This window comes from Mycobacterium sp. (assembly GCF_049683935.1).
In the GTDB taxonomy this organism is placed as follows: domain Bacteria; phylum Actinomycetota; class Actinomycetes; order Mycobacteriales; family Mycobacteriaceae; genus Mycobacterium.
In genome coordinates, this window is sequence record NZ_JBAUJR010000348.1 from 1 (window position 1) to 14,208 (window position 14,208).

General features: G+C 66.4%; 13 protein-coding genes. 8 read left to right on the forward strand and 5 right to left on the reverse strand.

What is annotated here, in order from left to right:
• The first annotated feature begins 259 nt into the window (after positions 1-259).
• Positions 260-1,897 carry a peptide chain release factor 3 gene (locus WA965_RS20185; protein WP_526302300.1) on the forward strand — a complete coding sequence of 546 codons (1,638 nt, stop codon included), beginning with the start codon at positions 260-262 and terminating at the stop codon, positions 1,895-1,897.
• A gap of 17 nt (positions 1,898-1,914) precedes the next feature.
• On the opposite strand, the gene WA965_RS20190 is transcribed toward WA965_RS20185, so the two are convergent.
• Together WA965_RS20190 and WA965_RS20195 are read right to left on the reverse strand one after the other, a co-directional pair.
• Positions 1,915-2,454 (reverse strand): peroxiredoxin-like family protein, encoded by a 540-nt coding sequence (locus tag WA965_RS20190; RefSeq protein WP_526302302.1) that lies wholly within the window; start codon positions 2,452-2,454, stop codon positions 1,915-1,917.
• Positions 2,455-2,458: 4 nt separating this feature from the next.
• Positions 2,459-3,037 (reverse strand): hypothetical protein, encoded by a 579-nt coding sequence (locus WA965_RS20195; protein ID WP_526302304.1) that lies wholly within the window; start codon positions 3,035-3,037, stop codon positions 2,459-2,461.
• Positions 3,038-3,188: 151 nt separating this feature from the next.
• Between WA965_RS20195 and WA965_RS20200 the strand changes: the two genes are divergently transcribed.
• Both WA965_RS20200 and WA965_RS20205 read left to right on the forward strand, forming a co-directional pair.
• Positions 3,189-3,920 (forward strand): Crp/Fnr family transcriptional regulator, encoded by a 732-nt coding sequence (locus WA965_RS20200; protein WP_526302380.1) that lies wholly within the window; start codon positions 3,189-3,191, stop codon positions 3,918-3,920.
• 91 nt (positions 3,921-4,011) lie between these two features.
• Positions 4,012-4,836 carry an alpha/beta fold hydrolase gene (locus WA965_RS20205; protein WP_526302306.1) on the forward strand — a complete coding sequence of 275 codons (825 nt, stop codon included), beginning with the start codon at positions 4,012-4,014 and terminating at the stop codon, positions 4,834-4,836.
• A 12-nt stretch (positions 4,837-4,848) separates the two neighbouring features.
• Here WA965_RS20205 and WA965_RS20210 read toward each other — a convergent pair whose 3' ends face one another.
• From WA965_RS20210 to WA965_RS20220, 3 genes are all read right to left on the reverse strand, one after another.
• Positions 4,849-7,395 (reverse strand): DEAD/DEAH box helicase, encoded by a 2,547-nt coding sequence (locus WA965_RS20210; protein ID WP_526302308.1) that lies wholly within the window; start codon positions 7,393-7,395, stop codon positions 4,849-4,851.
• 63 nt (positions 7,396-7,458) lie between these two features.
• Positions 7,459-8,424 carry an isopenicillin N synthase family dioxygenase gene (locus WA965_RS20215; protein WP_526302310.1) on the reverse strand — a complete coding sequence of 322 codons (966 nt, stop codon included), beginning with the start codon at positions 8,422-8,424 and terminating at the stop codon, positions 7,459-7,461.
• A gap of 22 nt (positions 8,425-8,446) precedes the next feature.
• Positions 8,447-9,607: a nitrate ABC transporter substrate-binding protein gene (locus WA965_RS20220; protein ID WP_526302312.1), complete on the reverse strand. Its 1,161-nt coding sequence runs from the start codon at positions 9,605-9,607 to the stop codon at positions 8,447-8,449.
• 270 nt (positions 9,608-9,877) lie between these two features.
• Here WA965_RS20220 and WA965_RS20225 point away from each other — a divergent pair, with 270 nt between their 5' ends.
• The 5 genes from WA965_RS20225 to WA965_RS20245 form a co-directional block, all read left to right on the forward strand.
• Entirely contained in the window at positions 9,878-10,660 is a 783-nt protein-coding gene (locus WA965_RS20225) for an ABC transporter ATP-binding protein (protein WP_526302314.1), read from the forward strand.
• 125 nt (positions 10,661-10,785) lie between these two features.
• On the forward strand, positions 10,786-11,541 hold the full coding sequence (locus tag WA965_RS20230) for an ABC transporter permease (protein WP_526302382.1): 756 nt from the start codon (positions 10,786-10,788) through the stop codon (positions 11,539-11,541).
• 21 nt (positions 11,542-11,562) lie between these two features.
• Positions 11,563-12,615: an isopenicillin N synthase family dioxygenase gene (locus WA965_RS20235; protein WP_526448009.1), complete on the forward strand. Its 1,053-nt coding sequence runs from the start codon at positions 11,563-11,565 to the stop codon at positions 12,613-12,615.
• Positions 12,616-12,626: 11 nt separating this feature from the next.
• On the forward strand, positions 12,627-13,271 hold the full coding sequence (locus WA965_RS20240) for a GntR family transcriptional regulator (protein ID WP_526302318.1): 645 nt from the start codon (positions 12,627-12,629) through the stop codon (positions 13,269-13,271).
• Between the two features lie 4 nt (positions 13,272-13,275).
• The coding region (locus WA965_RS20245; RefSeq protein WP_526448010.1) for an amidohydrolase family protein at positions 13,276-14,208 on the forward strand (933 nt) is incomplete at its 3' end.

The following is a 14,208-nucleotide window of genomic DNA, read 5'->3' on the forward strand; positions in this document are numbered from 1 at the left end:
GGTGGTGATGTCGTTGTCGTCGAGTGCCATGGTGTTCCTTCCATCGGTCGCACCTGCATCGGTGCCGACTTCGGGCGTCTCGGTGACGACCGCGAAGGGCTGATTGGGCCCCGATGCGTGCGGTGCAGTGTTACCGCCCAATGATCAAACAAAACGCACCGCCACGGAACCGTTTGCCGGCGACGCCCTGCGAGTGACCTGCAGCTGAACGCGACGCGATTATCGTTTCGGCGTCGTAGCCAATAAAATCGACCCCGCAATGACCGAAACCGCCACAGGTGTGCACAAGGCTGACGGGCCTCAGGCAGACCGCATCTCCGCCGAAGCGCGACGGCGCCGAACATTCGCTGTGATCAGCCATCCGGACGCCGGCAAGTCCACCTTGACCGAGGCGCTGGTGCTTCATGCGAACGCCATCACCGAGGCGGGCGCCATCCACGGCAAGGCCGGCCGCCGCGCCACGGTCTCCGACTGGATGGAGATGGAGAAGGCCCGCGGCATCTCCATCACCTCGACAGCTCTCCAGTTCCCCTACAAGACCCAGACCGGGCAGACCTGCGTCATCAACCTGCTCGACACCCCCGGGCACGCAGACTTCTCCGAAGACACCTACCGCGTCCTGACCGCCGTCGACTGCGCGGTGATGCTCATCGACGCCGCGAAGGGGCTGGAACCGCAGACGCTCAAGCTCTTCCAGGTCTGCCGACATCGCGGCATCCCGATCATCACGGTGGTCAACAAGTGGGACCGGCCGGGTCGCGACGCGCTGGAGTTGATGGACGAGATCCACGAGCGCATCCAGCTGCAGACCACGCCGTTGACCTGGCCGGTCGGCATCGCCGGTGACTTCAAGGGCGTCCTGGACCGGCGAACCGGCAAGTACATCAAGTACACCCGTACGGCTGGCGGCGCCACCGCCGCTCCCGAGGAACACATCGATGCCTCCCGCGCCCATGAGGTCGCGGGAAGCGACTGGGACAACGCGATCGAGGAGTCCGAGCTGCTGTCCGCCGACGGCGCCGATTTCGACCGGGACTCGTTCCTGCGCTGTACATCGACACCGGTCCTGTTCACCTCGGCCATCCTCAACTTCGGTGTCAACCAACTCCTCGATGTCCTCGCCCAGCTCGCCCCGTCGCCGAGCGGTCAACTCGACATCGACGGCAACCGGCGGGACGCGACCGCCCCCTTCAGCGCTTTCGTGTTCAAGGTTCAGGCGGGCATGGACTCCGCCCACCGCGACCGGATCGCGTACGCCCGGGTCTGCTCGGGCACGTTCGAACGCGGCGATGTGCTGACCCACGGCTCCACAGGCAAGCCCTTCGTCACCAAGTACGCGCAGTCGGTGTTCGGCCAGCAGCGGTCGACGCTGGACACCGCGTGGCCGGGTGATGTCATCGGCCTGGCCAACGCCGCCGCGCTGCGCCCGGGCGACACCCTGTACCGGGACATCGCCGTGCAGTACCCGCCGATTCCGAGCTTCTCCCCGGAGCATTTCGCCGTGGCCAGGGGCACCGATCCGAGCAAACACAAGCAGTTCCGCAAGGGGATCGAGCAGCTGGACCAGGAAGGCGTGATCCAGGTGCTGCGCTCGGACCGGCGTGGTGATCAGGCGCCGGTCTTCGCCGCCGTCGGTCCGATGCAGTTCGAGGTGGCCAGCCATCGCATGGCGGCCGAATACGGTGCGCCGATCGAACTCGAGCCGCTGCCGTACACGGTGGCCCGCGCCGCCGACCCCGACGACGTCGAGGTGCTCCAGAAGCAGGCGTCAGTCGAGGTGTTCACCCGCACCGACGGTGTGGTCCTCGCGGTCTTCTCGACGAAGTGGCGCCTCGAGAACGTTCAGCGGGACAACCCGTCCTTGCAGCTGCGATCGCTGGTGGCCGCAGGGGACTGATCCCCGAGGGGTCATCTCTAGCTGAATTCAGCTCCGAGACGGACGATTTCGGCGACCGACCACTGGTCATCGGCATGGGCGCCGTATTTCTGTGCCAGCACGCGACTATCGGGGGCGATCAGGAAGTCGGCGGGTCTCCCGAAGTGGTCCTCGCCGCGACCCAGGCCCGCCGCGAGGGACCGTTGGCTCATGGCACCACGCGCGCCGGCCAGCCACGCGCGGGGATGGGCCACCGAAGCCACCGAGGATTCCACCCCGAACTCCCGATAGAGCTTGCGCTGGGGATCGGCGATCACCGCGAAGGGCAGATCGGACTGGTAGGCGATCAGCGTGTCGGGCGAGGAGTGGAACACCACCACTTCGACGATGCCGGCCGCCGTGATCTGGTCGTGGTGGGCAACGATGGACCGCAGATGCAGGTGGCAGATCGGGCATCCCGCGAATCGACGGAACTGCAGGTGCACCAAACGGTCGGCGTCGGGCACCGAGGTCGTGGTGCCATCGATGGCGTGCAGTTGGTGGGGCGGGATCCGTGCGCCGACCTCGATGGTTGCCATGATGTCAGTGAAGCACGCCGCGGCGGCGCGCAGCAGCGAGAAGCAGACCCAGCACGGCACCGTAGAGCAGGTGTTCACCGATGAACGTCGGGTAGCCGACCATCGTGGCCATGTTGCTGATGGGATCGCCGCCGCCCAGGAGCGACGCCGCCAGCGGCAGGCCGACCCAGGCGCTGATCACGAACACCACGAACCCCCACGCCGTCGCCGCAGCGATCAGCACGGGCCCGCGCCAGCGCAGGAGGCGCGCCGCGACCCCGAAGACCGCGCCGTAGGCCGCACCCACGACCGTGTGGATCATTGCGCCCAACGCAGCCGGCCCGAACACGAACGTGAACGCGTTGCCGGCCATCGCGGACTGCATGGACTGCATCATGGTGTCGCCCGGGGCCAGCGCTGATGCGATGTGATAGAGCGGCGCGAAGAAGCCGGTGTGCTGATATGTCAATGCCGCGAGCATCGCGAACATCGCCATCACCAGCGATGCGGCGATACCGGCGGCCGCGCCCCACGCCGCGCCCGCGGCGATGCCCCTGCTTTCCACGCCTTCGTCTGCATTGGTGACGCCCGATGCTCTGGTCATTGTGAACTCCTTCTGAAGAGCGGTCCGTGGTTGCACTCTGAGGAGAACCTCGAGCGGGCGCTGGACCGTGATCAGTGTCAGCACGCTGACAGAGATCGATCACGAATGTCAGCGTGCTGACAGGATCGACAACACGACCGAAGGGGAGTCCATGGCCAATCGTCGCGGCCCGATCCGACAGGCCATGCGCGCCATGGCCGGAGGCGAAAGCCCCCAGGACATGCAGGTGCGCCATGCGGCATGGGTGGCCCGGTGCGTCGGCCGTGGTCCGGCCGCGCCGCTACAGCGTGACGACGTCAGCGCGCTGGCCGGGACCCTGGCGGCACGACAGTTCACCCCCGGGGACGTGCTCTTCGCGGAAGGAGAGCAGCCGGCGGGGGTGTGGATCGTTCGGCAGGGGCGCATCGAGCTCGCGGTGGGTTCGGGACGGCGACGGGTGATCGTCGATGTGCTGCGCACCGGCGATGTCGACGGGGACATCCCCCTGCTGCTGGCGATGCCCATGGCCTACACCGCGCGCGCCCTCACCGAATGCACCTGCCTGTACCTGGACCGACCTGCCTTCGAACACCTGCTCGCCACTCGTCCGAACATTTCTCGCCGCTGGTTGTCATCTGTCGCGCAGCGGGTTTCGGCCGGCCAACAGCGCCTCGTCGGCATGCTCGGCCGGCCGCTCTCATCCCAGGTCGCCCAACTGCTGCTCGACGAATCGTTGGACGGTTCTGTTCCGCTTGCCCAGCGCACCCTCGCGGCGATGCTCGGCGTCCAGCGGCCCTCGCTGAACAAGATCCTGAAAGAGTTCGAGCGCCAGGGCCTCATCACCATCCTCTACGCAGGAATCGATCTCGTCGACGTCGATGGGCTCGTCGGCAAGGCCGGCTGAACCCGAAATATCAGGCGGCCGGCGTCTTGCGGCCCGTCGGGAGGCACGTATATTCTCACCCCTAAGTAGAACGATCTATCTAGGAGTGGGCATGCCGACTGTGGAACTGAGCAGCGGGCCGGTCTCGTACGGGGACACCGGCGGCACCGGACCGGTGCTGGTCTTCTGCCACGGTCTGCTGATGGACGGGCTGCAATGGCGCAAGGTACTGCCGTTGCTCTCCGGGTACCGCTGCATCACCCCGACGCTGCCCCTCGGAGCGCACACCGTGGCGATGAAACCGGATGCCGACCTCACCCAACTCGGCGTCGCCCGGATCCTGGCGGACTTCCTCGACGCGCTCGACCTCGACGATGTGACCCTGGTGCTCAACGATTGGGGTGGTGGGCAGTTCGTCATCTCAGACGGTCGCGCGGACCGTGTCGGGCGCCTGGTGCTCGCGTCGTGCGAAGCATTCGACAACTTCCCGCCCAAGCCGGCGCGTCCCGCGGTGATGCTGTGCCGGATACCCGGCGGCGGCTGGTTGTTCACGAAGATGATGGGCACCAGCTTCTTTCGGCACAATCGCAAGGCCTACGGCGTGTTGAGCAAGCGGGGGGTACCCGACGAGGTGTACGACCAGTGGTTCCGTCCTGCGACCGAGAACAGGGATATTCGGCGCGACATGGTCAAGTTCTGCACCGGGGCACCCCCGCGCCGGGTGCTGCTGGAGTGGGCGGATCGACTGCCGGCGTTCACCAGACCCGTCTTGGTTCTCTGGGCGCGTGAGGACCTGATGTTCCCGCTAGAACACGCCGAACGGCTCGCGGCTACCTTCACGGACTCCACCCTTGTGCTGGTGGACGATTCGCTGACGTTGATCCCAGAGGACCAGCCCGAGAAGTTCGCCGACGCCCTGACCGCGTTCGTCGGCTGACCGCAGTCGCTCCTAGCCCATCCGGCCGGCGTCGACGACGCGGATCACCGCCGTCCCTTCCTCGTCGGAGGCCTCCAGGTCCACTTCGACGTCGAAGCCCCAGTCATGATCGCCTGCAGGGTCATCCAGGATCTGCCGGATCCGCCACACAGCAGGCTGCCGATCGATGATCAACAGCGCCGGGCCACGGGCGTCGGCGCCGGTGCCCACGTCGTCGTGCTCCTCGAAGTAGTCCCGCACCACGTCCTCCCAGCGCTCGGCAGTCCAGCCGGCGTCGGCGTCCAACTGGCCGAGGTCGTGCCAGCGGCGTCGCGCGAACAACTCGACACGACGGAACAGCGCGTTGCGCACCATCGCGGTGAAGGCCCGCTCGTTTCCCGTCAACGGTCGCGGGCGGGCAGGTACCGTCACCGGCGCATCCAGCGGCTGATCTGGGCTGGTCAGCTGTTCCCATTCGTCGAGCAGGCTCGAATCGACCTGGCGCACAAGCTCACCGAGCCACTCCACGATGTCGGTGAGCTCCTCTGTGCGCGCGGCCGCCGGCACACCGGACCGCAGCGCCTTGAACGCATCGGACAGGTAGCGCAGCACCGCGCCCTCCGAGCGGGTCAGGCCGTAGACGCTGACGTACTCCCGGAAGGTGAAGGCCCGCTCCCACATCTCTCGCACCACGGACTTCGGTGACAACCGCGCGTCGGCCGCCCAGGGGTTGCTCTGCAGGTACAGCTCGTAGGTGTGGTGGAGTAGTTCGTCGAGCGGCTTGGGGTAGGTGACGTCGTCGAGGAGCTCGATGCGTTCGTCGTACTCGATTCCCTCGGCCTTCATCGCGGCGACGGCCTCGCCCCTGGCCTTGTTGAGCTGCGCCGCCAGGATCTGACGCGGATCCTCCAGCGTCGCCTCGATCACCGAGACGATGTCCAGCGCATACGTTTCCGCCGCGGGATCGAGTACGCCGACCGCGGCGAGCGCGAAGGTCGACAGCGGCTGGTTGAGGGCGAAGTCGGGTGGTAGGTCGACGGTGAGCCGGTAGCGGCCTCCGTCGGCGTCGGGTTCTTCCAGTCTTTCCACAACGCCGGCCTGCAGCAGGGAGCGGGCGATGCCGACCGCCTCGCGGACGTGCTGGAGTTGGCGCTTGCGGGGCTCGTGGTTCTCCAGGAGCAGTCGCCGCATCGCGACAAAGGGGTCACCCGGACGATCGACGACGTCGAGAATCATCGCCGTCGACACCCGCATGTTGCTCGTCAGCGGCTCCGGTGTGGCGTCGACAAGCCGGGTCATGGTCGATTCGCTCCACGGCACCATGCCCTCGGGAACTTTGCGACGCACCAGCTTTCGACGCTTCTTCGGATCATCGGCGACCTTGGCGAACTGTTTGAGGTTCTCGACTTCGTGATCAGGTGCCTCGACCACGACGGTGCCCGCGGTGTCGTAGCCGGCACGGCCGGCGCGCCCGGCGATCTGGTGGAACTCGCGCGCTTGCAGCAGGCGGGTGCGGATGCCGTCGTACTTCGACAGCGCCGAGAAGACGACCGTCCGGATCGGTACGTTGATGCCGACGCCGAGGGTGTCGGTGCCGCAGATCACCTTGAGCAGGCCCGCCTGCGCCAGCTGTTCGACCAGCCGCCGATACTTGGGCAGCATGCCGGCGTGGTGCACGCCGATCCCGTGCCTGACGAGCCGTGACAGCGTGGAACCGAAGGCTGTGGAGAACCGGAATGCGCCGATGAGTTCGGCGATCGCGGCCTTCTCGTCCTTGGTGCTGACGTTGATGCTCATCAGCGCCTGCGCCCGCTCCAATGCTGAAGCCTGGGTGAAGTGCACGACGTAGATCGGCGCCTGCCTGGTGTCGAGGAGTTCCTGGATCGTCTCGTGCATCGGCGTCGTCGCATAACTGTGGAACAGGGGGACGGGACGCTCGGCGTTGGCGACCAGGGCCGTCGGCCGTCCGGTGCGACGGGTGAGGTCCTCACGGAGAAACGTGACATCACCGAGCGTGGCCGACATCAGCAGGAACTGAGCCCTCGGCAGTTCCAGCAGCGGCACCTGCCAGGCCCAGCCGCGATCCGGGTCGCCGTAGAAGTGGAACTCGTCCATCACCACGAAGTCGATGTCGGCATCGGCGCCTTCGCGCAACGCGATGTTGGCGAGCACCTCCGCAGTGCAGGCGATGATCGGTGCGTCGGCATTGACCGAGGCGTCGCCGGTGAGCATGCCGACATTGACCGCACCGAAGACTTCGCAGAGAGCGAAGAACTTCTCGCTGACGAGCGCCTTGATCGGGGCCGTGTAGTAGCTCGTGCCCGCCGCCGCCAGCGTCGCGTACAACCCGCCGGTGGCTACCAGCGACTTGCCCGAACCGGTCGGCGTCGCGAGTATCACGTTCGCCCCGCTGACCAGTTCGATCAGCGCCTCCTCCTGCGCCGGATACAACACAGTGCCGTTCGCTTCGGCCCACCCGGCGAACGATGCGAACAGCTCGTCGGGGTCGGCCTTCTGGGCGCGCAGCGCCGACAGGTCGCCCGGGTCGTCGAGCAGGGGAGCAGCTTCGAGATGGGACATCGTGGGGTCCAGCGTGCCGCATGGCCTGCGCTGCCAGGTCAGCGGTGCGGCGAACAGTCATGGCTACCGGGTGAAGTTCGCGTTGATCCTCTGCTGCAGATAGTTCTTTGCGCTGATCGGCGGATACTTGCGCGTCGGCCCGGCGATGGTCACCTCACTGTTGGCCTGTGCGAAGAAGGCGATGCTGTAGCGGGCGCCGCGATGGTCGGACGTTCCCGGGCTTCTGACGCGGTGGAAGTTCGAGGGCAGCAGATCGTCACTCCAGCGCATGAGCATGTCCCCGATATTGCAGGTGATCGCGTCTTCGGAGGGATGCACCGAGGTCCATTGCTGGGCGTCGCGCTCCTTGCCCGGACAGACCTGCAGTCCACCTTGCCCGTCGCGTTGGAACAGCAGGGTGAGGCAGTCGAAGTCGGTGTGGGCGCCTGCGCGCCACACCCCGGTCAAGTCTGCCTCGGTGGGCAGCGGGAAGTAGTGCAGCAACCGCAGTGTGCTCTGGTAGGTCGACGACGCGGGGTCGTGTGCACGCGTGAAGAAGTCACGCTCGAAGCCCAGCTTGTCCGCGAACAGCGACAGCAACTCCATGGCCAGCGCCCAGCACTTGCTCTCGAAGTCCAGAACGGTTGCGCGGAAGCCCGCGAGCTCGTCCTCCGACGGCCATAGCCCGTCCATGTTCGACAACGTGACCTGGTAGGACTCCTTCTGATCCGGGACTCCGACCGAGGGGCGCACCTGGGTCAGCTGTTCCCAGCCGGAGTTGAACCGCTTGGGCCGTCGCGCTTTCACGTCCTCCGGCAGTGCGAAGAACGCTTCGGCCATCTCGAACGCGGCCCGCACGTCGCCGAGGTCGATGCCGTGGTCGACCACCTGGAAGAAGCCGATATCAGTTGCCGCACGCCATATCTCGTCGGCCACCTGCGACCGGCGGGAGTCGATGTCGGCCAACGAGATGCGCCGCACCTCCCGGTCGCTTTCGGTACCAAGGGCGCCCATGGCCCGCTCGCGCTGCAGTTCGGTCATGTCAGTCATGCTGGTGTTGTCCTCAGGGTATTCAGTTGGCGGCGATCGATGGATCGCTGAACTGGTTGGTGAACAGGTCCGCCCCGGTCATGTCTGCGGGCACCATGTTGCCGGTGGCGGCGAGGACACCACGGAGGTCCTCGACATTGCGGGCGGTGCGGGCTTCGTCGTAGACGCCGAATGACCCGTCGTCCTCGGCGGCCAGCAGTCCTCTGTCGACCAGCAGTGCGGCGCTGAACGCCGCCTCACCCTGCGAGTACGGCGAGTAGGTGTTGTCCTGGGACACCACATCGACGATGACGTCGTTGACCGCTTCCGGCGCCGCGGCGTAGTCGACACCCGACTGCTGGATGATGGGCACCAGCTTCTCCAGGCACGGCGAGAGTTCGGCGAGCTTGTCGGCGCGAACCGACATGTTCGACGCGTAGATGTCGTAGCCCACGTCCTTGATCAGGCCGTAGGCCACCGGCTTGTTCCAGGCCGGAGTGTCGTGTTCGTAGGTGTAGGGCTCGGAGTTGGCGAAACCCTGCTGCGCCAACGTGGGATCTCCGACGAATCGCGACGGTGCGCCGTCGTAGCCGGTGTCGATCTGTGACTCCTTGAGCAGGCCCTTCTGCACCATCCACTGCGGGAAGATCTGATCCTGGGACACGACGACGGTGGCGTCCGTCTTGCCGATGTCGGCGACCGTCGACCACTGCGGGTGGGACTGCGGATCCCACATCAGGATGGCTGGGCTGTATTTGAGCAGGGGAGTCACGCCGATCACCGGCTGGTCGGCGGCCGCGGCGATCAGCTGGTCGCCGTGCACGATCCTCATGGTCAGCGAGTCATCGACGTACAGCTGCGACGGGACCGACTGGAATCCGATCGCCGGTCCGCCGGCCTTGAGCGTCAGGTCGACACCGGTGTCCTTGCCGCCTGCGACCAGCGGGCCGGTCACCGACTTCTCCTCGGTGTTCACCTGGTAGCCGGAACCGAGCATCCCGAACACCGCACCCATGTCCGACTGCGGCTGCCATTGCAGCTGAATGCCGACGTTCGCCGGGCAGACGTCGGCGAGCTGCTGAGCGGCGGTGGCGGGTTCGAGTGAAGCCTGCTCGGTGGGCTCCTCGCCACCGTATGCGCACGCGCTCAACACGGCTGCGACGGTGGTGACGGCTGCCGCCTTCCACAGGACTGAACGGTACATGGGGCTCCTCGGTAATCTTGAAGGGTCTGGGTGCGGGTCATCGACCGGTGATTACATGCAATCACGATGCGGATTGCGGCTGTGTTAACTCGGTCGCGCACTTTCCCGAGAGCGCCCCGCTGCTGGGGAAATGCGCGATCGGAGGCAAAGTTATTACCTGCGGTTCACGCACGGAAACACCTACGTAATACATGTAATCAACTCTGGTGGTCACACTATTGAAGTGCTACTGCATGTAATACCGCCGATCGATCTACCGGGGAGTCCACAGTGGAACCGTCCCAGACCATCCGTGACGCCGGCCCGCGCGGCCGCGGCCGACCACCACAGATCGAGTTCGCCGACGTATCAAAGCGTTTCGAGACCGGAACCGTTGCCGTGCAGCGCACCGACCTCCAGGTCGCACCCGGCGACTTCATCGCCGTCGTCGGCCCTTCCGGCTGCGGCAAGTCGACACTGCTGCGGATGGCAGCGGGTCTGGAGAAGCCGAGTGCGGGTACCGTCCGCCTCGACACCGCGTCGGTAGGCTTCATCTTCCAGGAGCCCACCCTGCTTCCGTGGCGGACTGTGCGAGCCAACGTCGAACTGTGCGCCGAACTCAGCGGCGCTGACCGGGCTCACACGAAGAGAATTGCCGGCGAATCGATTTCGGCCGTCGGGCTGGGGCAGTTCGCCGAACAACTGCCGAACGCACTGTCGGGCGGGATGAAGATGCGGGTGTCGATCGCCCGCGCACTGACCATGTCCCCTGACGTACTGCTCCTCGACGAACCGTTCGGTGCGCTCGACGAGATGACCCGTCTGGACATGCAGGTCGAATTGCAGCGCCTGTACACGGAGCGGCGGTTCACCTCGATGTTCGTCACGCACTCGGTATCGGAAGCCGTCTACCTGGCCAACCGGGTCGTCGTGATGACTCCGCGTCCGGGCCGGATCGCCGGGATCATCGACATCGACTTCGACTACCCACGCCCGGAGATGCTGCGGTTCGAGCCGCGGTTCACCGATTACGTGGCCGAGGTGTCGGCGCTGCTGCACGGGAGAACGTCATGACCGTGCTCGGCACCGCCCTGCAGGCCCCGGCGAGACTGTTCAGTCGCGCCGCCGACGATGACGCGGCGTCGGAAGCCCGAGAGTCGTTGCGAGCCAAACGCATCGGTAGCGCAATCTTCTATCCGATGCTGTCGCTGGCCGCCGGTCTGGTGGTGTGGTCGATCGTCAGCTACCTTGTGCTCGAACCGCATCGACGGTTCATGCTGCCGCCACCGGCCGATGTCCTGCGCAACTCGTTGCTGGACTGGACACACCTGCAGCCGATGCTGACAGCGCTCTCGGTCACCGCCCAGGTCACCCTCGTCGGGTTCGTGGTCGCCGTTGTCGTGGGTATCGGCACGGGTGTGGTGATGTGCCAGGCTCGCTGGCTGGAGAAGATCATCTACCCGTATGCGGTTGTCATCCAGGTCATTCCGATCCTCGCGATCGTCCCCCTCATCGGGCTGTGGCTCGGCTACGGGATGGCCGCCCGCACGCTCGTGTGTGTGCTCATCGCGGTGTTCCCCATCATCACCAACACCCACTTCGGAATCCGGTCGGTGGACCGTGGCATGCACGAACTGTTCACCATCTCCGGGGCGTCGCGCTGGGACCGACTGGTCAAACTCGAACTGCGCGCGGCGCTGCCGGCGATCCTGACCGGCGTCCGTACCGCCGCCGGTCTGGTTGTCGTGGGCGCCATCATCGGCGACATGTTCTTCGCGAAGGGCCAACCGGGAATCGGCACGTTGCTCGACGTCTACCGAGGAAGATTGCAGTCCGACGACCTGATCGCCGCGATCGTGCTCGCGTCGATCTTCGGTGTGGTGGTCTTCGCGATCATGGGTGTGGTGACCCGGCTTGCTGTCGGTCGCTGGCACGAATCCGGCCGCCAACTCTGAACCATGAGAGGAAGTAACTCGATGTCCGGGAATTCATTCGACGTGCCCGTGCTGGACGTGAGCCGCTATGTGGCCGGCGGTGACTCCGCCACCGATCCTGACTGCGCACGGGTGGCCGCCGCGCTGGACCGGGCCTGTCGGGAGGTCGGGTTCGTCCAGATCGTCGGGCACGGGATCGATACCGCGGCCCTCACCGGCCTCGGGGACGCGCTGGACGAATTCTTCGCACTGCCCCTCGCCGTGAAGAAGCAGTACCGCCGTGATCCCGCTGCCAACCGCGGCTACTCGCCGCCGAAGAGCGAATCGCTGAGCATGAGCCTGGGCATCGGTGCCAACCGACTCCACGACTACTACGAGGCCTTCACAGTCGGCACCGAGCGGGCGTCCTTCGCCGGGCTGGATCTCCCGGAAGCAAGCTACGCGCCGAACAACTGGCCGGACGCCGCCGCGGGCTTCCGGCCGCGGATCGAGCGTTACTTCGCCGAGGCCCAGCAGTTGGCCCGCACGCTGATGACCGCGGTCACCGACGCCCTCGCCCTGCCGCGCCACTACTTCGATCCGATGACCGATCACTCCATCGAGGTGTTGAAGATGAACAACTTCGCGCTGCCGGAAGGGGACACCGAGATCACCGGTGAGTTCCAGGGGATGGGGGCCCACACCGACTTCGGCATTCTGACGATCCTGTGGGCCGACCAGGTGCCGGGCCTGCAGGTGCTCGACCGCGACGGCAGCTGGCATGACGTGGCCCCTGCGGACGGCGCGTTGCTCATCAACCTCGGGGACGCGATGGCGCGGTGGACCAATGATCGATGGATGTCGACGGTGCACCGGGTTGATCCTCCGGTGGTGAACGGCCGGATTCGTCGGCGTCGTTCGGCGGCCTTCTTCTTCGACGGGAACTACGACGCGGTGCTGGAGGCGCTGCCGGGCACCCTCGCCGACGGAGAAGTCGGATACGAACCGATTACCGTTGCCGAGAACATCGCGATGAAGGTTGCGGGTCTGCGTGCCGGTGTGGCACCAGAGGCCACGTTGCGAGAGGCGGCGCGGGTGGCCGCTGCCGCCGAGTAGGGGAGGCCATCATGACCGTGTCCGACGGTGCTCTTCTCACCGAGTCTGTGCACAACTCCCTGCAGGAGCTGATCTTCAACGGCGAACTCGCGCCCGGCAGCCCACTGAGCGTGCCCGCCCTGGCCGCCCGGCTCAACGTCAGCCGTACCCCGGTGCGGGAAGCGGTCCAGCAGCTCATCTACGAGGGGTTGGCGACTCACACCCGAAACGCCGGTGCGCGGGTGACCCACCTCGACGACGACGCAGTGAAGGCGGTCTTCGAGGTCCGCGAAGTGCTCGACGGACTCGCGGCGCACAACGCCACGCTGATAGCCACCCGCGCGACCGTCGAGCAGTTGCGCAAGATGGTGCACGTCCAGCAGGAACTTCTCGACGAGCCCGCCGACCGGCATCGTGACGCCAAGCTGGACCTGCAGTTCCACACCCTGATCCGGGACAGCGCCCGGAATCGTCCGCTCAGTGATGCGCTGGCCCGGCTGGACGGTCAGTCCCACCTGTACCGGTCCGACATGTGGTCCACCGAGCTCAATCGCCGTCTTGCCGTCGGGGAGCACGAGCGCATCGTGGCGGCGATCGAAGCCGGCGACGCCGAGGGCGCCCGCTCGGCAGCGTGTGCCCACGTTGCCGGGCTCTATGTGCGGACCCGACGGATCTAGGTCGGTGAGGCATACATCGTCGGCGGCGCGGCCGGTGTCCACGCTGATCGGAGCGACGCTGGCCGACGGTTCGGTGGTCGACGTCAAGATCGGGCGCAATGGCGACCACGCGGTGGTGACCGCCGTCGACCCAGCCGGAGCGATCGGGAGCCCACCCACGGCCGACGACGTCGTTGACCTGAGTGGGTATCTGCTCATCACAGCGCCCGCCGAACCGCATGCGCATCTGGACAAGGCGATGTCGTGGGACACGCTGCAGCCGCCACTGGGCGACCTGCATGACGCGATCGCCGCGTGGAAGCGAGGGTCAGCCCAGTTCGACGAGGAATCTTTCCGGTGCCGGGCGCACGCCGCAGCCCTCGCGCTGGTCCGCAACGGCACGACGGCGGTGCGAACCCACGTCGACATACTCGCAGGGGACGACCCGCTGCGGGGAATCCGGGCCGTCGCCGCGGTACGGCGGGAACTGCGCGAACTCATCGACATCGAGATCGTCGCGCTGATCAAGACCTACTCGTCGGCCGATCTGCTGCACGCCGCATTGGATGCCGGTGCCGACCTGGTCGGTGGGTCCCCCCACAGCGCGCCCGATCCGTACGCCGAACTCGAGCGGCTGCTGGGAGTCGCCGAAGCGCGAGGTGTGGGCACCGACCTGCACACCGATGAGTTCCTCTATGGCGACCACCACACTGTCGGCGCGTACGCGGATCGGGCGGGACTGTGGCCGCCTGAGCGGAACCGAACCGCGAGCCACTGCACCAGGCTCGGCACGATGACACGGGATGAACTCGATGTCCTGGTGCCGCGGATCGCCGGCGCCGGGATGGGCGTGGTGGCCAACCCGATCACCAACCTGTACCTGCAGGGCCGCGGCCAACCGGCCGCCACGCCGCGCGGCATCACGGCGATCGAACCGCTGCGCGCTGCCGGAGTGCGG

Coding starts and splice junctions, on each gene's coding strand:
- WA965_RS20185 (WP_526302300.1), top strand. CDS start 260: ATGACCGAAACCGCCACAGGTGTGCACAAGGCTGACGGGCCTCAGGCA.
- WA965_RS20190 (WP_526302302.1), bottom strand. CDS start 2,454: ATGGCAACCATCGAGGTCGGCGCACGGATCCCGCCCCACCAACTGCAC.
- WA965_RS20195 (WP_526302304.1), bottom strand. CDS start 3,037: ATGACCAGAGCATCGGGCGTCACCAATGCAGACGAAGGCGTGGAAAGC.
- WA965_RS20200 (WP_526302380.1), top strand. CDS start 3,189: ATGGCCAATCGTCGCGGCCCGATCCGACAGGCCATGCGCGCCATGGCC.
- WA965_RS20205 (WP_526302306.1), top strand. CDS start 4,012: ATGCCGACTGTGGAACTGAGCAGCGGGCCGGTCTCGTACGGGGACACC.
- WA965_RS20210 (WP_526302308.1), bottom strand. CDS start 7,395: ATGTCCCATCTCGAAGCTGCTCCCCTGCTCGACGACCCGGGCGACCTG.
- WA965_RS20215 (WP_526302310.1), bottom strand. CDS start 8,424: ATGACTGACATGACCGAACTGCAGCGCGAGCGGGCCATGGGCGCCCTT.
- WA965_RS20220 (WP_526302312.1), bottom strand. CDS start 9,607: ATGTACCGTTCAGTCCTGTGGAAGGCGGCAGCCGTCACCACCGTCGCA.
- WA965_RS20230 (WP_526302382.1), top strand. CDS start 10,786: ATGCTGTCGCTGGCCGCCGGTCTGGTGGTGTGGTCGATCGTCAGCTAC.
- WA965_RS20235 (WP_526448009.1), top strand. CDS start 11,563: ATGTCCGGGAATTCATTCGACGTGCCCGTGCTGGACGTGAGCCGCTAT.
- WA965_RS20240 (WP_526302318.1), top strand. CDS start 12,627: ATGACCGTGTCCGACGGTGCTCTTCTCACCGAGTCTGTGCACAACTCC.